The organism is Gilliamella sp. B3464 (assembly GCF_026536145.1).
Lineage (GTDB): Bacteria > Pseudomonadota > Gammaproteobacteria > Enterobacterales > Orbaceae > Gilliamella.
In genome coordinates, this window is sequence record NZ_JAFNOQ010000006.1 from 68,868 (window position 1) to 94,219 (window position 25,352).

At 36.1% G+C, this 25,352-nt stretch carries 24 protein-coding genes; 15 read left to right on the plus strand and 9 right to left on the minus strand.

Annotated features, from left to right (window positions below; genetic code table 11):
• The first annotated feature begins 32 nt into the window (after positions 1-32).
• Complete coding sequence (locus J3U57_RS08285) at positions 33-1,151, plus strand: HlyD family secretion protein (RefSeq protein WP_065634490.1); 1,119 nt, start codon at positions 33-35, stop codon at positions 1,149-1,151.
• On the plus strand, positions 1,151-2,332 hold the full coding sequence (locus J3U57_RS08290; protein ID WP_267333909.1) for an ABC transporter permease: 1,182 nt from the start codon (positions 1,151-1,153) through the stop codon (positions 2,330-2,332). The genes J3U57_RS08285 and J3U57_RS08290 overlap by 1 nt, the downstream gene beginning before the upstream one ends.
• Before the next feature lie 208 nt (positions 2,333-2,540).
• Here J3U57_RS08290 and J3U57_RS08295 read toward each other — a convergent pair whose 3' ends face one another.
• Positions 2,541-2,966 (minus strand): lipoprotein, encoded by a 426-nt coding sequence (locus J3U57_RS08295; protein ID WP_267344413.1) that lies wholly within the window; start codon positions 2,964-2,966, stop codon positions 2,541-2,543.
• Positions 2,967-3,767: 801 nt separating this feature from the next.
• On the opposite strand from J3U57_RS08295, the gene agaR reads away from it, so the two are divergent.
• From agaR to agp, 8 genes are all read left to right on the plus strand, one after another.
• Positions 3,768-4,538: a transcriptional repressor AgaR gene (agaR, locus tag J3U57_RS08300; RefSeq protein ID WP_416379600.1), complete on the plus strand. Its 771-nt coding sequence runs from the start codon at positions 3,768-3,770 to the stop codon at positions 4,536-4,538.
• A gap of 50 nt (positions 4,539-4,588) precedes the next feature.
• Positions 4,589-5,755, plus strand: coding sequence for an SIS domain-containing protein (locus J3U57_RS08305; protein ID WP_267344412.1), 1,167 nt, complete (start codon positions 4,589-4,591; stop codon positions 5,753-5,755).
• Between the two features lie 42 nt (positions 5,756-5,797).
• Positions 5,798-6,286: a PTS N-acetylgalactosamine transporter subunit IIB gene (agaV, locus tag J3U57_RS08310; protein WP_267333913.1), complete on the plus strand. Its 489-nt coding sequence runs from the start codon at positions 5,798-5,800 to the stop codon at positions 6,284-6,286.
• A 16-nt stretch (positions 6,287-6,302) separates the two neighbouring features.
• Complete coding sequence (agaW, locus tag J3U57_RS08315) at positions 6,303-7,079, plus strand: PTS N-acetylgalactosamine transporter subunit IIC (RefSeq protein WP_065634485.1); 777 nt, start codon at positions 6,303-6,305, stop codon at positions 7,077-7,079.
• On the plus strand, positions 7,069-7,965 hold the full coding sequence (locus J3U57_RS08320) for a PTS system mannose/fructose/sorbose family transporter subunit IID (RefSeq protein WP_267333914.1): 897 nt from the start codon (positions 7,069-7,071) through the stop codon (positions 7,963-7,965). The genes agaW and J3U57_RS08320 overlap by 11 nt, the downstream gene beginning before the upstream one ends.
• Positions 7,966-7,975: 10 nt before the next feature.
• Positions 7,976-8,413, plus strand: coding sequence for a PTS galactosamine/N-acetylgalactosamine transporter subunit IIA (gene agaF / locus J3U57_RS08325; RefSeq protein ID WP_267333915.1), 438 nt, complete (start codon positions 7,976-7,978; stop codon positions 8,411-8,413).
• Entirely contained in the window at positions 8,403-9,563 is a 1,161-nt protein-coding gene (gene nagA / locus J3U57_RS08330) for an N-acetylglucosamine-6-phosphate deacetylase (protein WP_267344411.1), read from the plus strand. The genes agaF and nagA overlap by 11 nt, the downstream gene beginning before the upstream one ends.
• A 120-nt stretch (positions 9,564-9,683) precedes the next feature.
• Entirely contained in the window at positions 9,684-10,943 is a 1,260-nt protein-coding gene (agp, locus tag J3U57_RS08335; RefSeq protein WP_267344410.1) for a bifunctional glucose-1-phosphatase/inositol phosphatase, read from the plus strand.
• A gap of 72 nt (positions 10,944-11,015) precedes the next feature.
• On the opposite strand, the gene J3U57_RS08340 is transcribed toward agp, so the two are convergent.
• The 7 genes from J3U57_RS08340 to gatA all read right to left on the minus strand — a co-directional run bounded on the left by J3U57_RS08340 (position 11,016) and on the right by gatA (position 17,277).
• Positions 11,016-11,675, minus strand: coding sequence for an HAD-IA family hydrolase (locus J3U57_RS08340; RefSeq protein WP_267344409.1), 660 nt, complete (start codon positions 11,673-11,675; stop codon positions 11,016-11,018).
• A 327-nt stretch (positions 11,676-12,002) separates the two neighbouring features.
• Positions 12,003-12,947, minus strand: coding sequence for a hexose kinase (locus J3U57_RS08345; protein WP_267344408.1), 945 nt, complete (start codon positions 12,945-12,947; stop codon positions 12,003-12,005).
• Between the two features lie 184 nt (positions 12,948-13,131).
• Positions 13,132-13,905 carry a DeoR/GlpR family DNA-binding transcription regulator gene (locus J3U57_RS08350; RefSeq protein WP_267344407.1) on the minus strand — a complete coding sequence of 258 codons (774 nt, stop codon included), beginning with the start codon at positions 13,903-13,905 and terminating at the stop codon, positions 13,132-13,134.
• 92 nt (positions 13,906-13,997) lie between these two features.
• Complete coding sequence (locus J3U57_RS08355) at positions 13,998-15,041, minus strand: alcohol dehydrogenase catalytic domain-containing protein (protein ID WP_267344406.1); 1,044 nt, start codon at positions 15,039-15,041, stop codon at positions 13,998-14,000.
• A 102-nt stretch (positions 15,042-15,143) separates the two neighbouring features.
• Positions 15,144-16,520 (minus strand): PTS galactitol transporter subunit IIC, encoded by a 1,377-nt coding sequence (locus tag J3U57_RS08360; RefSeq protein WP_267344405.1) that lies wholly within the window; start codon positions 16,518-16,520, stop codon positions 15,144-15,146.
• A gap of 4 nt (positions 16,521-16,524) precedes the next feature.
• Positions 16,525-16,809 carry a PTS galactitol transporter subunit IIB gene (gatB, locus tag J3U57_RS08365; RefSeq protein ID WP_065634476.1) on the minus strand — a complete coding sequence of 95 codons (285 nt, stop codon included), beginning with the start codon at positions 16,807-16,809 and terminating at the stop codon, positions 16,525-16,527.
• Positions 16,810-16,824: 15 nt separating this feature from the next.
• Entirely contained in the window at positions 16,825-17,277 is a 453-nt protein-coding gene (gene gatA, locus J3U57_RS08370; RefSeq protein WP_267344404.1) for a PTS galactitol transporter subunit IIA, read from the minus strand.
• A 270-nt stretch (positions 17,278-17,547) separates the two neighbouring features.
• On the opposite strand from gatA, the gene J3U57_RS08375 reads away from it, so the two are divergent.
• Both J3U57_RS08375 and edd read left to right on the plus strand, forming a co-directional pair.
• Positions 17,548-18,078, plus strand: a complete 531-nt coding sequence (locus J3U57_RS08375; RefSeq protein ID WP_267344402.1) for a gluconokinase, GntK/IdnK-type — start codon at positions 17,548-17,550, stop codon at positions 18,076-18,078.
• A gap of 46 nt (positions 18,079-18,124) precedes the next feature.
• Positions 18,125-19,930: a phosphogluconate dehydratase gene (edd, locus tag J3U57_RS08380; protein ID WP_267333925.1), complete on the plus strand. Its 1,806-nt coding sequence runs from the start codon at positions 18,125-18,127 to the stop codon at positions 19,928-19,930.
• Between the two features lie 100 nt (positions 19,931-20,030).
• Here the strand turns inward: edd and J3U57_RS08385 are convergent, their stop codons facing one another.
• Positions 20,031-21,752, minus strand: coding sequence for a thiamine pyrophosphate-dependent enzyme (locus tag J3U57_RS08385; RefSeq protein WP_065634472.1), 1,722 nt, complete (start codon positions 21,750-21,752; stop codon positions 20,031-20,033).
• 311 nt (positions 21,753-22,063) lie between these two features.
• Between J3U57_RS08385 and J3U57_RS08390 the strand changes: the two genes are divergently transcribed.
• From J3U57_RS08390 to fmt, 3 genes are all read left to right on the plus strand, one after another.
• On the plus strand, positions 22,064-23,881 hold the full coding sequence (locus J3U57_RS08390; RefSeq protein ID WP_369126357.1) for an SLC13 family permease: 1,818 nt from the start codon (positions 22,064-22,066) through the stop codon (positions 23,879-23,881).
• A gap of 78 nt (positions 23,882-23,959) precedes the next feature.
• Positions 23,960-24,262 carry a hypothetical protein gene (locus tag J3U57_RS08395; RefSeq protein WP_065634471.1) on the plus strand — a complete coding sequence of 101 codons (303 nt, stop codon included), beginning with the start codon at positions 23,960-23,962 and terminating at the stop codon, positions 24,260-24,262.
• Positions 24,263-24,391: 129 nt separating this feature from the next.
• Positions 24,392-25,351 (plus strand): methionyl-tRNA formyltransferase, encoded by a 960-nt coding sequence (gene fmt, locus J3U57_RS08400; RefSeq protein ID WP_267344400.1) that lies wholly within the window; start codon positions 24,392-24,394, stop codon positions 25,349-25,351.
• Position 25,352: the final 1 nt, after the last annotated feature.

Consider the following 25,352-nt stretch of genomic DNA (forward strand, 5'->3'; position numbering starts at 1 on the left):
TAGCTGACTAAATAAATGGAAAATAAGCTATAATGAATATGCCAAAAAATATTAAAATCCCCGTTATATTTTTACTACTGCTTTTATTAGGATCAACATTAATTTATTTTGGTTCTCGAAACGACGCTGTATCGGTTGCCAAAAGCATTAAATCAGGTGTACTCACTGCTGATGAAATTAATGTCGCTTTCCAAAATGTTAGTGGTAAATTGTTAAAACGTACCGTCCAAGAATCACAACATGTGAAAAAAGGTGATGTTTTAATGGTACTGGAAGATACCGATACACAGCTTGCTATTGATCAACTTAAAGCAGTAATAGCAGGTCAAGAAGCGGCAATTAATCAAGAACAGGCCGCAATAAAAATTGCTGAAGATGAAACTAATCTATCAGAAGTATCAACGTGGCGAAATATTGAATCAACACAAGCCAATATTGATGCGGCAATTTCAGCAAGAGATTTTGCAAATACAGAATATGATCGCCACACCCAACTTCGTAAAACGGGTGGTGCATCACAATCGCAATTAGATAGTACGCGTAATACTTATATTTCAACTAAGATGAGTGTTATCCAATTACAAAGTCAATTAGCTACATTAATGGTCGGTGCAACACCAGATCAAATAAAACAATTTGCTCAAACTAAAAATGCTACCGGCATGACTTTACAATCGATTATTAATGCGCGTCATAATATTGAAAATCGTCAAAATCAATTAGCACAATTGCGTGCACAATTAGCACAATCACAAGCAGAATTAAAACAACTTGAGATCAATTATCAACGATTAACCCTTACCGCGCCAGAAGATGGAAAAGTCTTAAAACTGATGTATGAAGAAGGGGAATTAGTTCCTACTGGCGCACCAGCAGTGCTGTTAGAAACTGATCGTCAATATGTTGATATTTATGTCAATGAAAAGATGGTTAACGATTTCCAACCAGGTACTAGCGTAAGTGCTAATGTAATTGCGCTTGATAAAACAGTTAAAGGCAAGGTTAGATTTGCGACTGCAGCGCCGTCTTTTGCTGATTTACGCATGACTCGAGAAAGAGGACAAGCCGACTTAACATCTTATCAAGTTAGAATTTATGTTGATCCTATCCCACACTTATTAACGGGTATGACATTAGAGGTCGATCGATAATGCAAAACATGATTAAATCTATGCTTGAAGAGCTTGATGCTATGCTGTCCGGTCACTTTATACCTTATTATAAAGTAGCGATCGGTTTAGCGGCAATTGTTGCACTCATTTTTTCGCTCGTTCTTAGTCATGGAGCCGTGTTTGAAGGTAAAATTGCGGTAATTGATCTTGATGGTTCTAAATATTCTACTGAATTAATTAGTAAAGTGAACACTTCACCTTATATCCAAGTTGCTGAAGTGATAAGATCACCGGTTAATCCGATTACCCTAGTGTCACACGATCGTAATTTGGGGGTGTTATATATTCCTAAAGGCTTAGAAAAAAGTTTAAAAAAAGGTGATCAGACCGTTCGTTTAGGTTATTTTGCCGATGACACCAATGACGCGCAAAATGCGAAAGTGTTACAAAGTCTGAATGAATATATACCTGAATCAGGTGCGGAGCTAAGTGTTAGTCGTGTTTCTGCGTTAGGATTAGGTCGTGAAGGCACCGAGGCAGCATTATCACCAATGCAAATCAAAACACGGTATATGTTTAACCCAGCAAGTTCTTCGACCATATCGACCATTATTTATTTTGTCTACTTTTTTTCTTCTTTAACTTATGGTTTAACATCGTTAATGATCATCGGTCGCCTAAAAGTAACAGGCATGTGGCAAACGGTGTTAGAACGAGGTTTTATGCCATTATTGGCAAGAACAATACCTTATGCACTATTTTATACAACAGGGCTAACCTTGATTACGGCTATATTAGTAATATTTGGACAATTACGCTTTGATGGTAATTATTTTGCTTTTGTACCGAGTATTTTTATGACAGGACTTGCTTTTGGCTGGTTAGGTTTATTGCTATCTTGGAACACCAACAACCCAGGTGAAGGAGCTAGTCGTATGATCTTTTTGGTACCACCTGGATTTATTATGGGGGGATCAACCATGGCCGTAGGTATCATGCCAATATGGGCTTATTATATCAGTCATGCCTTTCCTTTAGTGTGGCTTTTTCGCTTTTTCCGAGATTTTGCCATGCGAGGACGTTCATTAATTGATATGTTAGCAACATATGGCATGTTTATTATCTATCTGACCATTATTGCTTTTGTCGTCATGATGGTGATTAATCATGTTAGAAAGAAAACAGGTATTGAAAATGTAAACCAGATAAAAGATTATTAGTTAAAATACACTAAAATTTTATACTGAAACGCATTTATTTTCTTAACGTTTTTACAAAATAGGGTACTGTTTATTCTATGTGATTTAGATATTGTTAATTTTGGTGATAACGTGTTAACCCAAAGGGGGATGATCTGTCCCCCGCTTAAATCTCAATTCAAATACGACAATAATAACATGCTTTTTGTACTATATTCTGGTCAACAGATTAATATATAGTCGTTGGCAAGATATCTGTATTGCCATTTTGATCTATAAACAAACGGAACACTTTTTTTTCACCATTGTTAAGGGTAAATTCACGTTCACGACGAGGTGCATTGAAACTACACAATCCCTTTCCTTGTATTGATGCGCCAACTAAAATGTTTCCACTAGGTGCATACAATGAAACATACTCTTTTGTTTCTAGCTTTGCTGCCTCGTTACCATTAATGAATACATTAATATAACAGCCACTACCGACAAAGCCTTTATCTCTTATTAATACCAAATTGGCATAATTATCGACTCTATTGTCAAATCCTAAAATTCTCTCTTTTGGGGTATACTTAGCTTCACTCAATAAAGTCGGAGTAGTTGAGCAACCAGCAAGAAAGGTGACAATTAACAATGCAATAATTACTTTTTTCATCTTCTTTCCTAAATCACTTATTTTTCGTAATGTCATGTGATTTAATTGATAAAATTCAAACATAATCGCTTCAATAAAACGGTCAATGAACCAATTGCATCAAAAACGAGAAAATTGCAAAATAAGTTTCTGACAGAAATTTTAAGGAACCTTATGTGTTTAAGTATAAAAATATTTAGTACTACTCTCTAATTCGGGATAACACATAAAGGAGGATTAAAGACAACTTTGTCCTTGATGTTGCGTTAGAATGTTAGGGTATTTTGCAGCACATATCCCTATTTAAAATTATGACTAAAACAATAAAAACCTAAACATCAAGTGCTTACAATTTGAAATGAGAAAAAAGTCCCTAATAGATATAAAAAAATAAAGTCACCGCATTATCCTTTTAACCAAGATACAATATTTGTAATAACAAAATAGTTTTACATAAACCATCCACAATCTAAATAACCACAAATACCCGCTGTTAAAAACATTCATATTTATATGAAAAGATAAAACTTGTGATCAAGATCACTTCGCTAATCGAAATCGACTATTTTGTAAATTGGTCAAATTGTTTTCTTTTACTTCTTATCAAGAATTACCTAACAGACTAAATTTACTGATAATATTCTATTTTTTGTTTTCTCCTATTTTCCCACTCCTTTCGTTTAATTTAAAAAAGAAAGTAATATTTACCGTTATTTTCATAAAAGCATTTTGTGACTTATCTATCATTTTCATTGTCTTTCGTGTGTTTAAATTTAATAACTCAATGAAAGCAATGTGAATGAACGTGTTATGAATGATGAAATGATGACCACACTACAACGCCGAGAAAAAATAATTCATTTACTTGATAACCAAAATACAGTTTCGGTTAATAAGTTGAGTAAATTATTTAAAGTATCAACAGTGACTATTCGTAATGATTTACGTCATTTAGAAGATAAAGGCTGCGTATTACGCTGTTATGGTGGTGCTATATTAAATAAGGCTTTTGCCTTTGATAAACCATTGTTAGATAAAAGCCGCATCAATTCAAACATAAAAAATAAAATAGCCCAAAAAGCTGCTGAGCTAGTGCAAGATGGCGATCGTATTATCCTTGATTCTGGCTCGACAACAGCAGCAATGGTGCCATATTTATATAAAAAACAAAACTTAATTGTTTTTACCAACGCTATCAATATTGCTTACGACTTATCAACCAATACCGATATTGATGTGATTATTGCTGGTGGCAATATTAGAAAAAAAGCCTACTCGATTTCAGGCCCTACTGTTGAAGAGCAACTAAAAATGTTTCACTTCAATAAGCTCTTTTTAGGCGTTGATGGATTTGACTTAAATGCTGGGATCACAACACCTAATTTTGCTGAAGCTGTTGTTAATCGAATCATGTGTCAAGTATCAAGCGACATTATTGCTATTACTGATTCGACCAAATTTGGACGTAAAAGTTTTTGTCTGATCGAAAAGATCAATTGTATTAATACGCTAATTACTGATTCAAAAATTCCAAAAGACTACTTAACGCAATTACATACATTAGGCATCAATGTCGTTATTGCAGATTCATAAACGACTTTATTTTTATCAAAACAAATTAATCACTAAACAGGGTTCTTATTATGCAACAATACTTTAATTATTCACTAGATTGGTTAACACAACGTAATGCACAACATACCGCTAAAGAAATTTGGCAACAACCACAAATTTGGCGCGAAGTTCTTGAACTAATTCAGCAAAAACAACCTGAACTACAACAATTTTTGCAACCTATACTGGCTGATGCCAATTCAGATATCATTTTAACTGGCGCTGGTTCATCTGCTTTTGGTGGTGTTGCGCTTGCCCCTTGGCTTCGTGAGCATACCCACCGCAACTTTTTTGCCTATGGCACAACCGAAATTGTCGCAGATCCACTACAATACCTACGTCCTAATAAAAAAACCTTAATCATATCCTTTGCGCGTTCAGGAAACAGTCCTGAAAGTGTGGCAACAGTTCAACTTGCAGACCAATTAGTGGCAGATTGTTATCACCTTTTTATAACTTGTAATCCGAATAGTGCTTTAACCCAATATGCAGCTAACGCCAACAATAGCAAACGAATTTTTGAGCTCATTATGCCAGAAGGTACCAATGATTTAAGCTTTGCTATGACATCGAGTATTAGCAGCATGATGCTAGCAACATTACTAATTTTTGGTCATTTTGATAACCAAACAACTCTCAATGCTGTTAATAAAATTGCTGATATAGCAGAGCAAAAATTGATAAGCTGGCAAGATATTACTAAACAATTAGCAGCAAAATCACATCAACGAGTGATCTATGTGGGTAGTAGCTGTTTTACCGGACTTGCTCAAGAATCAGCATTAAAAATTTTAGAACTAACAGCCGGCAAAATAGCCAGCCGTTTTGACTCAATACTAGGGCTTCGCCATGGTCCTAAATTTATGGTAGATAAACAAAGTCTAGTTATTTGTTTATGTTCGAATGATGCCTATATACACAAATATGATAACGATTTATTTAATGAATTAGTTCACGATCATATCGCTACCGATGTTCTAGCCCTTAGTGGCAAAAACAATAACACCCCAAATGTCTTATCGATTGATAGTGATCTGGCTGATTGTTGGCTACTCTTCCCTTATCTTGTTTTTGCCCAAATGCTCGCTTTTGAAAAATCATTAAGCTGTGGCTTAACGCCCGACAATCCATGTCCTACTGGTGAAGTAAATAGGGTTGTAAAAGGTGTGACTATTTATCCATTTAATCGAGTCTAAACGGTAATTATTTTATATCAAACCACTAAGGAGGGAATCAGTATGGGGACGCCAAATATTCTAATGACACGCATAGATAATCGTTTAGTCCATGGTCAAGTCGGAGTCACTTGGGTAAATGCACTTGGTGCTAATTTATTATTAGTTGCCAATGACAGTGCTGCACAAGATCCAGTCCAACAAAACCTTATGGATATGGTCATCGCTGAAGGTATTCAAACCCGTTATTTTACTTTGCAAAAAACGATCGACATCATCGGCAAAGCCGCCGATCGTCAAAAAATTTTTATTGTTTGTAAAACACCACAAGATGTTCTTACGCTAGTAAAAGGTGGCGTACCTATCAAATTTGTCAATGTCGGTAATATGCATTTTTCAGAAGGGAAAAAACAGATACATAAAACGGTATCGGTTGACGAAAGTGATATTGCCGCATTTAAAGAACTTCACCAATTGGGTGTCACTTGCGAAATTCGCCGAGTGCCCGATGAGTCCGGTGAAAAAATTTCAGATTTACTCAACTTTTGTTAATAACAGGGAGCACTATATGTTAATCGATGCGTTATTAATTGGGCTATTAGCAGGTATTGCTGGCGTTGATCTGTTTGATGGACTCACGCATTTACATAGACCGGTTGTTATTGGTCCTTTGGTCGGTCTAATTTTGGGCGATGTCACAACAGGTTTATATGTTGGCGGTTCATTGGAATTGGTCTGGATGGGGATGGTACCGTTAGCCGGTGCACAACCACCAAATGTGGTCATTGGTGGTGTAATTGGTACCACATTTGCCGTTTTAACTCATGCCGATCCTAAAGTAGCGATTGGAATTGCCGTACCTTTTGCTATTGCAGTGCAAGGTTGCATTACTATTTTATTTACTATCTACTCACCAATGATGCATAAATGCGACAAATTTGTCGATCAACTCAACTTCAAAGGTATTGAATGGGTCAACTACTTAGGAATGATTATATTATTTTGTTTCTATTTTATTGTCGCATTTTTACCAATCTATTTTGGTGCAGATGCAGCTACTGAGTTAGTCAAAAAATCACCACAATGGTTACTTGATGGGTTAAGTATTGCCGGTGGTATGATGCCTGCAATTGGCTTTGCCATGTTAATGAAAATTATGATGAAAAAAACTTATATCGCTTATTTTATTCTCGGTTTTCTTGGCGTGACATTTCTAAAATTACCTATTTTGGCAATTGCATTAGGCGCACTTGCCATTGCAATGATCGATTTCTTTAATTATAGCCGTGATAACAATCAAAGTAACAAGCCAGCCGGCTCAATGGAGGTGGAAGATGGGATTTAATAACGATAGTGAAAGCCAAATGGCACAAAAAGCAGAAAAGCGTATGGAACAAGCGTTAGCTACCAGCAAAGTATCGACCGATACCTACAGTGATCAAAGCCAAAATATCACATTAACTAAGAGTGATATCAATCGTATGGCATTTCGATCACTTGCATTACAAGCTTCATTCAATTATGAACGTATGCAAGCGGGCGGTTGGCTATTTACAATTTTACCTGCATTACGAAAAATTCATCAAAATAAAGATGATTTAAAAAATTCAATGCATATGCATATGGAATTTATTAATGTCCACCCTTTTGATGCGACATTCTTGTCTGGACTGGTATTAGCCATGGAAAAAGGCAAAGAAAATATTTCAACCATCCGAGCAGTTAAAGTTGCATTAATGGGGCCTTTAGGCGGTATAGGTGACGCATTATTCTGGCTGACATTATTACCTATTTGTGCAGGAATTGGGGCATCATTGGCATTAGAAGGTAGCTTATTTGGACCAATTATCTTTCTATTAATGTTTAACGTGGTACACTTTGGATTACGTTTTGGCCTTGCTCACTACGGTTATCGGGCTGGTATCAGCACTTTACCATTATTAAAAACGCACACTAAACGTATTTCACATGCTGCATCAATAGTTGGCATGACCGTTATTGGTGCTTTAGTTGCCTCGTATGTACATTTAGCCACACCACTAGAAATTAATGCAGGACAGGCACATATTGCACTACAAACCGATGTACTGGATAAATTAATGCCTAATCTATTACCGTTAGGATTTACATTAATGGTTTATTCACTCATGAAACGTAACTTTTCACCGGTTAAATTAATTGGTTTAACTGTAGTAATTGGTGTTTTAGGTAAATTAGTTGGTTTTTTATAAAGGACAAATTATGATAGGTGTGATATTAACCGGTCACGGTAGCTTTGCTACCGGCCTTTTTCAGGCTGCAACACAAATTATTGGCGAGCAAATACAATTTAGCGCAGTTGATTTTCCTGATGGGATGAGTAGTGAACAACTTGAACAACAGCTCAAAGCATCATTAAAATCAAACGATACCGGTGAAGGCGTCATTTTTTTGACCGACATTGTTGGTGGATCTCCTTTTAAACTATCGGCTACGCTTAGCTTCGAATTTGAGAAAATCGAGGTGATTAGTGGTATTAATATGCCGCTATTATTAGAAATATTGTTACAACGCGATGAATTGGATTTGCAAACCTTACGTTTAAAAATTGTTGAAAATGCCGATAAAAGTATTAGTAGCTTATGGCATGAACAACAAAAAAAATCAACTTATGAGAAGGAATGTTCAGATGGCATCTAAGCAAATTCATGCAAAACAAGTTTTAACACCTATTGGTTGGTTAGAAAATGCCATTATCACTATTGAAAAAGATAGAATCACCGATATTGAACTTAGTGATAAACCCAGTGTCAATGAGATTAAAGTATTACCAGCACTAATTGATACCCATATTCATGGCGTAATGGGTGCAGATACGATGGATGCAACGCATACCGCTCTTGATACCATGAGTCGTTTTCTAGCACAGCGTGGTGTAGGTGCTTTTTTGGCAACAACAGTAACGGAAAGTCATGAAAAAATTGAAGCGGCTTTAATACAAGTAAAAAATAGTATTAAACAAGGGGTATCTGGTGCAACCTTACTTGGGTCATATCTAGAAGGACCTTTTTTTACCGCAACACACAAAGGTGCACACCCACAAGAACTACTACATGCCCCCAATCAATTACTCATTGAAAAATGGTTAAAACTTGCAGAAGGGACATTAAAGTGCATCGCTTTAGCGCCTGAATATCCTGAATCGATAGCGATAATCAAATGGTTATCTAGCCAAAAAATACGTGTCATGCTAGGACATACTGATGCAGACTATTCAACTACTAAAGCGGCACTGTTGGCCGGCGCAAGTGGCGTAGTACATTGTTATAATGGGATGTCAGGTTTACAGCATCGTAATCCCGGTGTTGTTGGCGCAGCACTCAGTATTGACAATTGCCAAGCAGAAATCATTGTTGATGGCCACCATGTTCATCCTGCAGCTGTTGCCATTGCTCACAAATGTTGTGGTAAAAATTTATTGCTCATCACGGATGCTATGCGAGCAACCGGTATGCCTAATGGAGATTATCAATTAGGCAAATTAGTCGTACATATGCAAGATAATGTTGTACGCACCGATGAAGGAAGTCTTGCTGGAAGTGTATTAACGCTGGATCGTGCTGTTAACAATTTTGCTAAATTTACAGATATTTGTTTTGAACAAGCATGGCTACATGCTAGCTATTACCCAGCAAAAGCATTAGGTATTGATGAAGATTTAGGTAGTATTTCCATCAATAAATTAGCTAATTTAGTCTTACTTAATAAGCGAAATGAACTAGTTGCAACTATTGTTAATGGTAAAGTGGTATATAAATCAAAAGAATATGATGATCATTATTTTTGCTAAATGCTGAACAAAGCATAATTATGATCACTAAACCACGCCTAAAGAATATTTTTATGCTATAACCAAAAGAGTATAACAATGTTATAACTCACGTTTTTAAATGACATAAAAGGAGGTCATATGAAACAAATCCTATTTAAAGGAATATTAGGTTTAACAGCATTGTTGTCATTTTCAACATATGCAACAGATACGCTAGATGATTATACTTTAGAACAAGTGGTCGTATTTAGCCGTCATGGTTTACGTGCACCATTAGCCAGTCCAACAAGCACACTAGGGAAAGTCACGCCAAACCAATGGCCACAATGGGATACACCAGCGAGTTATTTGACCATACGCGGCGGTGTGTTAGAAACATATTTTGGTCACTATTTTAGCCAATGGCTTGTGGATAATAAATTATTAAATGCCGATAGTTGCCCAACTGAAAAAGATGTTTACATTTATACCAACAGCCTTCAACGAACAATTGCGACCGGACAATATTTTGCGGTTGGTGCTTTTCCTGGCTGCATAGTGCCTATTATTCATAAAGAAAAACTCGGTACGATGGATCCACTGTTTTTCCCTGTTATTCGAGATGATAGTCCTGAATTTAAACAAGCTGCGATTAATTCAATTAATCAAAATGCAGATTCTAATGGTATTGACGGGTTAAATAAAAAGCTAAATAAAGCCTATCGAGACATGGCTAATGTCATCAATTATCCAAAATCAAAAGATTGTTTAAACAACAAGCAATGTGACTTTATTGCTTTACCAACACAATTGATCATCGAAAAAGGTAAAGAACCTGGTATTACTGGACCACTACGAACAGGAACATCTATTGCCGATGCCTTTATATTACAATACTATGAAGGCGTACCTTTAGCAAAAGTAGCTTGGGGCAAAATAAAAAATGAGCAGCAATTTAAACAACTAGTTGCCATTAAAGAAGATTATAATAAGGTTCTGTTTGGCTCACCTGTTGTGGCAAAACACGTCGCTGCAAATTTAGTTAATTATATTAATCAAGCATTCACTGAAAATGACTCAACTATAAAGTTTACTTTTTTAGTAGGGCATGACTCCAATGTAGCTTCTTTATTTTCAACACTGCAGATTCAACCTTATAACTTACCAAACCAGTTTGAAACAACACCTATTGGCGGCAAAGTGGTATTCGAAAAATGGCGAAACAACAGTAGTGGCGAAAAATTTATGAAAATTGAGTATGTTTATCAATCTACAGATCAAATTCGCAACTTATCACCATTGAATCGTGATAATCCACCACAAAAAGTCACCTTAAACATGACAAAATGCCCAACAAATGCAATGGGACTTTGCTCATTCACCACCTTCAAACAAGTGATGGATGATATCAGCAAATAGTGTTATTTATTAATAGTAAGCAAAAACTGTTAACTGCGTTTTATGCTTACTATCCATTATGTTTATCTAAGGTTATTCAGCATTAATTTTTGAAATCACAATATCCGTTGGCATAACTTTTTTAATGATTAATTCATCAAAACTATTAATGTTCAATGCAACGTTTGCCTGAGCACAATTCAGTAAATTAACACCAATAACTTGGCATTTAGCATTAAAAGCAGATTGTATTCCCGCAATCGAATCCTCAAAAACAATACATTGCTCAGTAAGTAATCCAAGTGCTTTTGCGCCTTGTAAGTAACCGTCCGGAGCAGGTTTAGTCTTTGCTACCATTTCACCCGTGATAAAAACGGGTGGTTTCGCTACGCCAAGCAGGTTGAATCGAGATTCAGCAACTATTTTAGTGCCAGAAGTCACAATGCCCCAAGGTATATTTTGCGATGATAACAATTGTAAAAATTTACTCGCGCCGGGTATTTCACTTATGCCATCTAAGTCTTGTGATTCTAATTGCTCCATCCAGTTAAACTCTTGTTTTATCTCTTCATTAGGTTTATCCGGTAAAAAAAGCTTTATATTGTCAATCGCTTTACGCCCATGAATTGAAGTCAACACATAATCATGATTTAGATGATGACGCTTGGCAAATTTTAACCAACAACGCTCAACTGCTGATAATGAGTTGACTAATGTCCCATCTAAATCAAAAAGAAGTCCTTTAGCTTGCATATTATAATTTTCCTGTACGACTACATTGAATTTACTCTTCTATCGATTTTTGCATTAACTGATTTCCATTTAATGCAAATAACGTCAATCAATCACTTTTGCCATACCTGTATAGAGACTCATTAAACATTCAATCTCAACACAACAATACGCTGCTGATATTGTCACAAGTATTACAACAGGTTGCGACTGCATAGCCACATGAACTCACCATTGAATTAGTTAACAAGTGATAAATATCAAAAGTCGTTATCTGCTAACTTTATTATTGTGCTTTTTAGTATTTATTAAGATGAAATAAGTTAAATAGCCCCGCCTTTTCAAGCGTTATTGATCCATTACTTGTTGGACAACAACTTGCTGGAAATAGCCATCATAGTTTTGCATATTGACAAAACCAGTTTGTGACTCCATCGTATTTAACATGCCCATCGTCATAGCTCGTTTAAGCATCACCTCTACCGGTTCATGTTGGTGAATACCAACAGCCAGCCCAGCTAAAGTTACATCTCCAGAACCGACAGGATTAACCACATTAATTTTAGGAATTGTGACTCGATAATATTGTCCATGACAACGAGCAAAGGCGCCATTTTTACCCAATGATACAATGACAAAAGCGATGTTATCCAACAAAGGATGATTGACCGCTGAAATCAGTGAATCAATATTTTGTTCATCAATATTAACTTGTAGAATTTGTTGTAGTTCACTCTTATTGGGTTTAATCAAATATGGTTTATTTTGGGAGATTAACACCTCATGCAGCATGTTGCCAGATGAATCAAGTAAAACGGGAATATTGTTTTTATTCGCTTTTTCAATAAGTTGAGCATAAAAATTAACAGGAAAACCTTGGGGCAACGATCCAGAAATTGTGATTACTTTGGCCTGACTTAATAGTGTTTGATAATGATTGAAAAAATGAATCACATCTTGTTCAGTAAGTATAGGGCCTGATTCAAGAATTTCAGTTTGATTCCCCTCATGTAAAATCGCTATACAATTTCTTGATTCCTGTTTTGTAATATAAAAATCATATTTAATATCATCTTCAGTCAATTTTTTTTGAATATATTCACCCGTAGTGCCACCAACAATACCCGAAGCTAATACATCTATCCCCGAATATTTAATCCCCCGAGTTACATTCAGTCCCTTCCCTCCGGCTGTTTTTCTGACGTCTTTTACTCGATTAATATCATTAATGTTAAATTTTGCCAGTGGATAAGAGATATCCACCGAAGGGTTCATTGTAATGGTTAATATCATGTTTTTTTCCTACACAAATGATGCTCTACTATTGTTTATGAGAAATATTCAACTTACTTAATTTGGTTAATATGATGTAAGAAAAAAGTTTGTAACAGTATTAGTCTTTGCTTAAATTGGATAAGCTGAAATTGATGATTTTTTTATAAACGACATTCCATCGAAATCCCATCATCCTTGTATTTTATACAACTATAAAACCAACACCTTTTGCTTCAAATTCTTGTTTACATCGACTATTAACATCAACATCTGTAATAATTACATCAAGCTGGCTCATAGGTAACACAACATTGATACCATTACGCCCAAACTTTGATGAATCTAAAACCGCAATCACATGTTTTGCAGCTTTAGCCATAACGCTACTTATAGTATAACCTTCATTAAACGTTGTTATTCCTCTTTCAGCATCAATCCCGTCTGCGCCAACAAACAAAATATCTGCTGAAATGCCGGCTAATGATTGCTCAGCAATTTTTCCATGAAAAGAACGTGTTTTGTGTCTGAGCGTACCTCCACACATAAACAACATGATGTCACTATTGTCTGATAAGATAAATGCTGACGTCAGACTATTGGTAATCACTGTAATATGTTTTAGTTTTACCAGCTCTTCAGCTATTAGCATAGTTGTACTACCGCTATCTAAAATAATTGTATCACCTTCTTTAACATGTTTAACTGCTTCAATTGCAATACGTTTTTTTGCTTCTATAAATCGCTGATAGCGCTCTTCTAATTGCAACTCTTTAAACGATTTCATTTCTCCATTATCAACGATTTTAGTTGCGCCACCATGAAAACGTATTAATACGCCTTGTTTTTCTAGCAATCTGAGATCAGTTCGAATCGTGACTTCTGAAACATCATATTGCTGAGATAAATCACTCACCAATAAAGTACCTTTCATATTAATAAGCGCTAATATCTGTTGTCGTCTTTCACTTGCATTCATATTATTTCCTTTTTCGAAAATTTTTCAGCAGTGTATAACAAACAAAATCAAAAGATAAGCGCTCTTTTTCATGGTGGAATTAATTTAAAATTCTAACGGCAATTCAATAAAATTTTGCCATTCATGGGTTGTCCATTCAAACTACTCACTTCATGAACAAAAGCGTCAAAATCACCAATCACAGCAATGAGATCATCAAGCTTAATTTTGCCGTCTACAAAAAATTGGCTCACCAGTTGCCACTCTTTACCAGGCCAAGGATCGGAATAGTTCATCCAACTACCTAAGATTGCAAGCTCCTTCCTTAAAATCAAACCAAATGTTTTTTCTGGCAAGGTAAGATCATTATGCAGTGTGCCAATCAAACAGACCTTGGCCCTAGGACCGGCAATCTCGATAGCTAATTTAACCGTAATAGGCGATCCTGCAGTTTCTAAAACAATTTGCTCAAAACGGCATGATGACAAAGCTTGATGAATATCTTGAGCGGTTAAATCTTTAGAATTATAGACAGCATCAGCGCCTAATTTTTGAGCTAGTTTTAAACGCTCATCATTGATATCAACAACCGTAATCGATTTAGCCCCCATCGCTTTGGCACATAACAGGGTAAGTAACCCTATTGTGCCACCACCAACAATCACTAAATTTTTATCTTGGCATCCTTTAGCCAATAATAGTGCATGCATACCCACTGTCATTGGCTCAAAAAAAGCGCCTTCCAATGCATTTACTCCTTCGGGTAATTTAAATGCGTTTTTTTGATCTAATACTATATATTGAGCAAATCCACCTGCCATTCTTGATCCGACAAAGGTATAGTTTTTACACAGTGAATAATAGTGTTTTTGGCATTCATCACATTTAAAACAAGGCAATAAAGGCACACAAGAGATCAAATCACCAATCGCAAAGCCTGTGACTGCCTCGCCTTTTTCAACCACGGTACCACTAAACTCATGACCCAGTGTAATTGGATAAAAATGTGCAGCATGATGAAAGATTCTTGGGATATCAGAACCACATAAACCACAATAAGCCACTTTTACTAAAATTTGATTTTGCGAGGTTATTTTAGGTACTTCAACATGTTGTACAGCTAAAGTTCCGCCTTCATTGACAATAACCGTTTTCATTTTCATTTCCTTACGTTAGTCATCACATTTTGTTAATGTATTGCTTTGACTTATTACGCATAGTCAAAGCCAGTTAATTTTTTTTAAAGTGTAACTTCTAATTTATTGATTTATCTGGTCTTTTGCTATTATTTGCTGTTGCAATAATTTATGTTTTTGTGCCCGTTTCCAGGTTAAATACAGGCAGAACAAATAAAAGATACCAATAACTGCAAAACCAATAGGTTGATTTAAATTAACTAACTGAACCATGATATAGGTAATAGGCGAACCACCTTGATCCATCGCACCAACCGAGATGCCATTACCAGCAGTAATAGTACCGGCATTGACGGCAAGCTGAGTGGTTAGTGGCACCATTTGAGTTGCAATCCAAAGCGTAATAGCAATAATGATTGAACCGGAAATAATAATCCTAAACAGATTGCCTTGATGAATCGCCACACCCATTGCGATAAAAAAGCCAATTGTTGCTAAATCACCAAAAGGTAATACCTCATTACCGGGCAGCACAATGGCAATAAAAATACTTAATGGAATAAAAATTAAACTGGCAGATACGACTGTTGAGTGACCGAGTAATAAGGCAGGATCTAAACCAATTAAAAAGTCTTGCCCGCCAAATTTTGACTGTAAATGTTTACGTGCTTGTTTAGAAATGGGGGTTAATCCATCCATGATGGGTTTAATCACTCTTGGCATTAATAACATGACTGCCGCGGTTTGAATCGCAAGTTGCAAGGTCTGTTTAACCCCATAACCGGCTAATACGCCTAATAAAATCCCCATAAATAGACCAACTGTGACTGGCTCGCCAAATGCGCCAAATCTTTTTTGCATATCTACCGCATTGAAATTAATCTTTCTAATGCCAGGTATTTTTTCAATCACCGCATCGACAAATACCGCTATCGGTCCACAATAGGCCGAAGTACCATGTGGCACGGCAATGCCGTCAAGTTCAAAAAAATCTTTGGTATCTTTAGCAAACCAATCCCCCAATTTATAAGCAATAATTGCATGTACAACCACGCCAGCAATACCTAGCCAGTAAGAGCCGGTTGCAATATAAACCAGCGCCCCGCTGAAGGTCATATGCCAAATGTTCCAAATATCAACATTCACCACACGCGTCAATTTTAAAATTAACATAACTATATTGACGACAATGGCGATAGGAATGGCAACTAAGGCAATTTGTGAGGCCCAAGTCATTGGCGCTGCACCTGGCCATCCAACATCAACAATACTAAGACTAATATCAAACCGTTCCGCCATTGCTTGCGCCGCAGGTCCGACCGAACTAGTTAATAAACCAACAACCAATCCAATACCGACAAAACCAATACCTATATGGATTCCAGCTTTTAATGAATCACCCAGTTTCATTCTTAATGCTAACGAAAATAGGATAATGACAATAGGTAACATTACTGATGGACCTAGATCCAAAATGTACTGCATAATTTCAGTAAACATAGATTTATCCTTTTAAAATAGATAAGATTTTTTGTTTAAGTTGATCGATACCTACACCAGACACAAAAGGCATGCCATGTACAATAGGAATATCACCAAACTGTTGATCCATCTTTGCTGTAGTACAAATTAAGTCGACATCATCAATAAACGTGTTTATTTCGTTTATACGACATTGAATAAGATCAAGTTGAATATTATTTTCATTGCATAGTTCTTTTATTTCTTCCGCGGCTAATGTCGAAGTTGCAACAGCACCACCACAGGCAACAATAATCTTTTTTTTCATAAAAACTCCTGTAACTCATTGATGAAATATTACATTTTCAAAATGCGTCGTAATTTGTTCTTGCGATGCATTTAGAAGAAACTGATAAAATTCTTCATGTTGCAAATTAGTAAATAAGGCTTTTAAAAGCGCTAATTGATCTGCAGGCGAGGTAACAACTAACGAAATAATTAGCGAGACATCAACTAAACTATCATCATCAGCCCGATTGAAAGCAACCGGTGAGCCTGTTCGCAAAATAAAAATAGCAGGGGTATTGGCATGTTCAGCTTCACAGTGAGGAATCGCAACAGCATAATTATCAAATGCAATGCCGGTTGGAAAGGCATTTTCTCTTGCGATAAGTGCTTGCAAATGACTTTTTTTAACAATTGTTTTTTGCTGCAATTGCTGACTGATATAGGTTAATGCTTCTAATTGATTTTTAAAAACAAGGTTGTCTTCGAAAAGAAGCCGGCATTTTTTCATAATTAATCTCCATACTTGATTTATGTTATTTCGAAAACAAAAGCTATATTCGAAAGATTATTTTCTTTCGAATATAAAAGCAAACAGCAATAATAAGTTTTGTGATCGAAATCTATTTTTTTCAAATAAAGAGAAATAAATCATCTCCATCTAATTGAGATAGCAAAAGATAAAATCTGATCACGATCACAAAAAAATGTTTTATCTATTGCAAAAAAAGATTAATGTGACAAAATGTTACCCGTAACAAAGGAATAATAAGGATAAACAATGACTAAAAAAAATAAACAAGTTTTTGTTTTTATGGGAGTATCTGGTTGTGGAAAATCAGCAGTCGCAAAGCAAGTGGCTTATGACTTTGATGCTGCTTTTCTTGATGGTGATTTTTTACACTCTAAAGCAAATATCATAAAAATGCGTAATGGTATCCCATTAAATGATGAAGATCGTATGCCTTGGCTTCATTTAATCAGTAATGCAGCATTTGCAATGAGTAATGTTAATAATATTTCGATCATAATTTGTTCATCGTTAAAAAAACGCTATCGAGATATTATTCGGGGTGAAAATGAAAATGTTCACTTTATATACTTAAAAGGCAGCTTTGATGTTATTGCTGAACGGTTAGCAAAACGTGAAGGGCATTATCAAAAAGCCAATATGTTGCAATCACAATTTGATACCTTAGAAGAGCCGACGCCTGATGAAAAAGAGGTTTATACCATCAATATCGAACAGCCATTAGCAGGGGTTATCAACGATACTGAAAACGTCATCCGTTCAATTTGCCACTGCTTTTAACATATAAAAATTAAAAGAATATAACAATAAAAATTAAGAGGTTAATGTGAATCCAACAGTTCAAGCAGTTACACAGCGTATTATAGCGCGCTCAAAAGCTTCGCGTGAAGCTTATTTACAGAAAATAGAACATGCCATGTCTAACAGAGTCAATCGAGCCAATCTGCCTTGCAGTAATTTAGCACATGGTTTTGCCGCTTGTTGTATTGATGATAAAAATGACTTAAAAAATATATTAAAAAGTAATATTGGCATTATTAGTGCTTATAACGATATGTTATCAGCGCATAAACCTTATGAGTTTTATCCAGAACAGATACGAAAAGTGCTGCATAAACTAGGTGCTGTTGGCCAAATGGCTGGCGGTGTACCGGCCATGTGTGATGGCGTTACGCAAGGTGAGCCGGGGATGGAACTTTCGTTAATGAGTCGAGATATCATTGCTATGTCAGTTGCTATTGGTTTGTCACACAATATGTTTGATGGCGCTTTATATCTTGGTATATGTGATAAAATTGTACCAGGATTATTTATCGGCGCGCTCACTTTTGGGCACTTACCTGCTATTTTTATACCAGCCGGCCCAATGCCTTCAGGTTTGCCAAATAAAGAAAAAGTTCGTATACGCCAGCTCTATTCAGAAGGAAAAGCTTCTCGCGAAGATTTATTAGAATCTGAATCAGCGTCATACCATACCAGTGGAACGTGTACTTTTTATGGCACCGCAAATAGTAATCAAATGGTCATTGAACTTATGGGATTACATTTACCCGGAGCCGCATTTGTCCATCCAGAAACAGCATTACGTTTTGAGTTAACTAATGCAGCCGCGCAGCAAATTACCCGCCTCACAAATCAATCAGGTAATTATATGCCTGTTGGTAAAATGGTTGATGAAAAAGTAATTGTAAATGGTTTAGTTGCATTACTCGCGACAGGTGGCTCAACCAATCTAACAATGCATATTGTTGCTATGGCTAAGGCTGCTGGGATTATCGTTAATTGGGATGATATTTCGGATCTTTCAACAGTTGTTCCACTCTTATGTCGAATTTATCCAAATGGCCCAGCTGATATTAATTATTTTCAAGCTGCCGGAGGAACATCACTACTTGTCAGAGAATTGCTTGAAGGTGGTCTATTACACGAAGATGTTGAAACTGTTGTTGGGCGAGGTCTTAGCCACTATACCAAAGAGCCTATTTTAGAAAATGGTAAATTAATTTTCCGCGAAGGTCCAAACAAATCACTCGACGAAAATGTTATCGCATCAATTAAAAAGCCATTTGATTCACATGGCGGCTTAAAAGTCATGTCTGGCAATTTAGGGCGAGCTATTATGAAAACCTCAGCTATCGCTAAAGAGCATCAAATAATTGAAGCACCAGCAGTAATATTTAATAGTCAATATGATTTAGATGCAGATTATAAAGCAGGTAAGTTAGATAAAGATTGTGTTGTTGTTGTGCGTTATCAAGGACCAAAAGCAATTGGTATGCCTGAATTACATAAACTGATTACACCACTCGGTGTTTTACAAGATCGTGGGTACAAAGTTGCGTTATTAACGGATGGTCGATTATCTGGTGCATCAGGCAAAGTACCAGCAGCAATTCATGTGACGCCAGAAGCTTACGAAGGGGGATTGTTAAGTAAAGTGCAAGAGGGTGATATTATTCGAGTTAATGGTCAAACGGGTGAAATCACTTTACTTGTAGATGAAGCTGAACTCGCTAAGCGTCAACCTTATGCGTTTGATTTACATGATTCTCATTATGGCTATGGCCGTGAGCTTTTTTCGGTAATTCGGGAAAATTTAACTTCAGCAGAACAAGGGGCGGTGAGCTTTTAATTCGATTTTCTGCCGCATGTTGCGGCAGAAATCTTAATATATCATGTAATTAGCCTTTATCTTAAACTTCATGATACATCATTAGGCGACTTAGCATGAATTATTTTTTAATGAAATTATCCACTAACAAATCAACTACATCTCCCATTTTGCCATGCAATGAGGCTTTTACACTATAAAGTGCCATGCCCATCACTTGTGACGCTTGGATTTCAGGTGGCATAACAAGCTCATTTGAGCTGGTTTTCACATCCAACAATGCAGGGCCTGGGTGTGATAAAAATGATTGCATTGCTGCTTCAAGCAGATCAGAGTCTTCTACACTTATTGCAAACAATCCCATAGATTCAGCAACTTTAGCAAAATTAGGGTTTTGTAGGTCGGTATAATGATCAACCAATCCTTCTACTTTCTGCTCTAATTCAACAAAATTAAGTGAACCATTGTTAAGTACGATAATTTTTATTGGTAATTTTTCTTGGATGGTGGTTAATAAATCCCCCATCAACATACTAATACCACCGTCACCAGATAAAGTTATGACTTGGCGATTAGGAAATGCCTTTTGTACACCTAACGCTTGAGGCATCGCATTTGCCATTGTGCCATGTTTTAAACTAATTACAGTGCGTCTTTTACCATTAGTATTAAAATGTCTACATGCCCAAACCATAGCAGATCCAACATCAGCACAAAGAACCGCATCATCTGTTGCATATTTATCCACTAATTCAGTTAAATATTGAGGATGAATGGTTGCTTTTGAAGGCATTGATTTTTTATTTAATTTATTCATTGACTTGGTGTATAGTTCACGACATTTCACTAAGAAAGCTGTCTCTTGCTTTTCGTTAATTAATGGCAATAAAGCAGTAATTGTTGGTTTAGTACTACCAACAACGCCCACACTCACAGGATGACGTCGTCCAAGATGCGTAGCATCAATGTCAACTTGGATAATGATTGCTTTATTTGGGTAAAATTGTGACCAAGCAAAATCAGCACCTAACATCAGTAGTACGTCACAATCTTTGATTGCGGTCGAACCAGATTCAACCCCAAACATACCAGTCATACCCACATTATATGGGTTATCATATTCAACAAAATCTTTGGCTCTTGATGTATGCACAATTGGCGCTTTTAGTTTTTCTGCAAGACCAATTAATTCATCATGAGCCTCATGAGCGCCTTGTCCGGCAAAGATTGCTATCTTATGATTTTTATTTAATATATCGGCAATTTGATTAAGTTCTTCGTTAGAAGGATGAATAATTGGTTTAGGATGGTAAATTTTATGACCACTATTATCTTCTACTTTTTCTAAACTAATATTATAAGGAATGACTAAAACAGCAACGCCTCGTTGATTAATCGCAGCTTGAACTGCCGCTGTGGTTATTTGTCTTGCTTGTGTTGGATCATTTATTTCCTGACAAAATACCGAACAATTTTTATAAACAGATGGAAAATCAACTTCTTGTGGAAAATCAGTTCCTCTTTGTGAAGTAACCAATTGGCTTGCTAATAAAATAACCGGCACTTTATTACGTTGCGCTTCGTAAATACCATTAATAAAGTGTAAGCTTCCTGGTCCACATGAACCTGCACATGCAGTTATTTGATCAGTTAGATAAGCTTCAGCGCCTGCAGCAAAAGCCCCCACTTCCTCATGACGAACGTGCACCCACTCAATATCACTTTTTTTAATGGCAGATGTAATTTGGTTTAATGTATCGCCCACAATCCCATAACAATGTTTAACTCCGGCTTCACCTAAAACATCGACTATAATTTGTGCTACTGATTTTTTTGATGACATAGTTTCTCCTAAAAACTTTTATTGTTTTATTCCACTTTTAGATGCATAAATTACACCTACTTTGCCATAATGCGAATAGGTTATAAAAAAAACAGCAGAAAATGTTAAAAATGTAATAATAAAGTGGTCAATTTTAAGATAACTTGACTGGATAATATTCCCTATTACAATAAATCAATGTATTATGTTTAACATAGTATTTACTTCATAGAGTTGCTTTTGTGAAACAATTGTCATCTGAGCATGGGTTAATATCATCAATTTCTGCTCTGTTACCTGATTATTTATCCCAATATTTTCCATTATTAATTATTTGTATATTGTTATTGATCGCAATTTTACTATTTTCGTTTAGTAAATTGAGAATGGACATAATAGCGATACTGACAATTACCGCTATTACCATTACAGGTATATTAACACCATCTGAAGCATTAGCCGGATTTAGCGATCCCAATATCGTTCTTATTGCATTATTATTTATCATTGGTGAAAGCCTAGTTAGAACCGGTATATCGTTTAAAATGAGTGAATATATCCTAAAAATAGCGGGTAAGAACGATATTCGTATCATCATTTATATTATGCTGGGCTCTGCTCTACTCGGTTCAATAATGAGTTCTACTGGCGTAGTTGCGATTTTTATTCCGGTTGCTATCAGTATTGCCAATCATACGGGTATTCATGTCAAAAAATTGATGATGCCACTTTGTATTGCCGCTCTTATTAGCGGTATGATGACTTTAGTTGCAACTGCACCAAATTTAGTCGTAAATAGTGAACTTAGCCATTTTAAATTAACTGAGTTTGGTTTTTTCTCAATTACGCCAATAGGTTTAGGCGTATTGTTTGTTGGTCTTATTTACTGTGTATTAACTCGTAACTGGTTGCTTACCGCAGATCAACTTGCGCCAACAACAATTCAACCGCAAAGACGACGAATTACGGATTTGATTCGTGACTATAAATTAATTGGTCGAGCACATCGTGCGCAAATTTTAGCGGGTTCACCTTTTGTTGGTCGAACCATCGATGGCCTACACTTGCGTAGTGAACATGGCGTAAATGTTATTGGTATTGAACGTTGGCGTAAATTCCAAAAGGTTCTTATTCCCGTCAATGGTTCAACGGAATTTAGAGAAAACGATATATTACTGCTTGATATGTCACACTCCGAAGCTGACTATCGTACTTTTCTAAATACCAATAATCTTGAACCTAAGGTATTGCGTGGTGAATATTTTTCAGAACAAGTTAAAGAGGTCGGTATGGCTGAAGTTGCCTTATTACCGGAATCAAGCTTATGTGGTAAAACACTTAATGAAATCGATTTTCGTAGTAAATATTTTTTGACCGTAATCGGTATTTGGCGCAATCATGCTCCTGTTGAAACTAATAACTTATTCCAAGAACGATTAGAAATGAGTGATACCCTGTTAGTCTGTGGAGATTGGGGATCAATTCAAAAACTACAAACCCGTACCAGTGATTTTGTAGTACTCGATTATCCTTCCGATATCGATGACATTGCTCCAGCAAGCTCACAAGCTTATGCTGCCTTAATTAATTTAGCTATCATGATTATATTAATGGTAACCGGTATTGTGCCAAATGTTGTTGCAGCACTTATTGCCTGTTTATTAATGGGCGCAACAAAATGCATTGATATGACTAATGCCTACAAGTCAATACACTGGCCAACATTAATTTTAATTATAGGGATGATGCCTTTTGCATTAGCACTAAATAAAACTGGTGGTATATCACTCATTTCGGCTTGGCTTGAAGTCCATTTACGATCTTTTGGTCCATATATGGTACTTACCTTTGTTTTTTTATTATGTTCAATTGTCGGATTATTTATTTCTAATACAGCGACCGCCATATTAATCGCGCCAATTGCGATTGATTTAGCCTTAAAATTTGGTTATTCCCCTTATCCATTCGCTATGACTGTTGCCATCGCAACCTCTGCGTCGTTTATCACACCCGTTTCTTCGCCAGTTAAAACGATGGTAGTTGCGCCTGGGGGGTATAGTTTTAGTGATTTTGTTAAAGTTGGCGTACCATTAACCTTTTTAGTGATGGCGGTTGATATTGCTTTAGTGCCAATATTCTTCCCGTTTTAAAGCTTAACGGCTATAATGATTGATAACTGATAATATTAATACATACTTCACGAAATTAATGAATAGGAGAATTAAAAAATGATGAATTTTCTACAAACTATTTTAGCTCTAGCGGTTGCAGCCGCGATTATTATCGGTTTACTGACTTTTATCGGATTACTGGCTAAGTTTCAATGTTATAGAACTATAAAACAAGTTGAATCTGGCAAAATGAGTGATGCCACACTGATGCGCCGTTATAATATGACCAAAAAATATAAAGACAGTGTTTTTTGGACATTTTTTAATTATGGTATTTACTATAAATACGGTAAGAAATTAAATCAAAAAGTTTTTGAAGTTTTTAAAGAATGTATGATTAAACGAAATCTACCTTTATAAAATTTTTACTTATTCTCTATCTTGAAGCAAAGGCGCTAATTATCAATTAAGCGCCTTTCTGTTTAAAGATTCTCAAGAAAATTTCAGTTATAATGCCACTCATTATTTTCTGATTATGGATAAAGATACATGCCACAAAATATCAAGCCATTAAACATTATTTTTGCAGGTACCCCTGATTTTGCAGCCAAACACCTACAAGCTTTAATCGAAGCGAAACATAATGTGATAGCTGTTTTTACTCAGCCCGATCGTCCTGCTGGGCGTGGTAATAAGTTAACGGCAAGTCCGGTTAAACAATTAGCCATCGAAAATCATCTTCCGGTTTATCAACCAGCTACACTCAAAACTGAAGAAAATCAAAAAATCATTGCTGAGCTCAATGCCGACATTATGATTGTGGTGGCATATGGTCTTATTTTACCGCAAGCTGTGCTTAATATGCCTAAACTAGGTTGTTTAAATGTGCATGGTTCATTATTACCAAGATGGCGCGGCGCAGCTCCTATTCAACGCGCTTGTTGGGCAGGTGATACTTTAACCGGTATTACGATTATGCAAATGGATGCCGGGCTTGATACGGGTGATATGTTATATAAGCTCACCTGTCCAATTGAACCTTCTGATACCAGTGCAACGTTATATAACAAACTGGCACAATTAGGTCCACAAGGACTACTTGATACCTTAACACTAATTACCGAAGGAAAAATCCAACCCGAAAAACAAGATCCATCACAGGTTACTTACGCTGAAAAATTATCTAAACAAGAAGCTAAACTTGATTGGAACCTATCGGCACAGCAACTTGAACGTTGCATTCGCGCCTTTAATCCTTGGCCTGTGAGTTATTTTGACGTTAATGGCGAGCCAGTAAAGGTATGGCAAGCAGAAGTGATAAAAACATCCAACAATCAACCTGTTGGCACTATTTTACAAGCGGATAAAAAAGGAATATGTATTGCAACAAGTGATGGCGCATTAAATATGACACTTTTACAACCTGCTGGTAAAAAACCAATGTCTGCTCAAGATCTATTGAACTCTCGCAAAGCATGGTTTGAAGTAGGTAAGATACTGGGGAAATAGT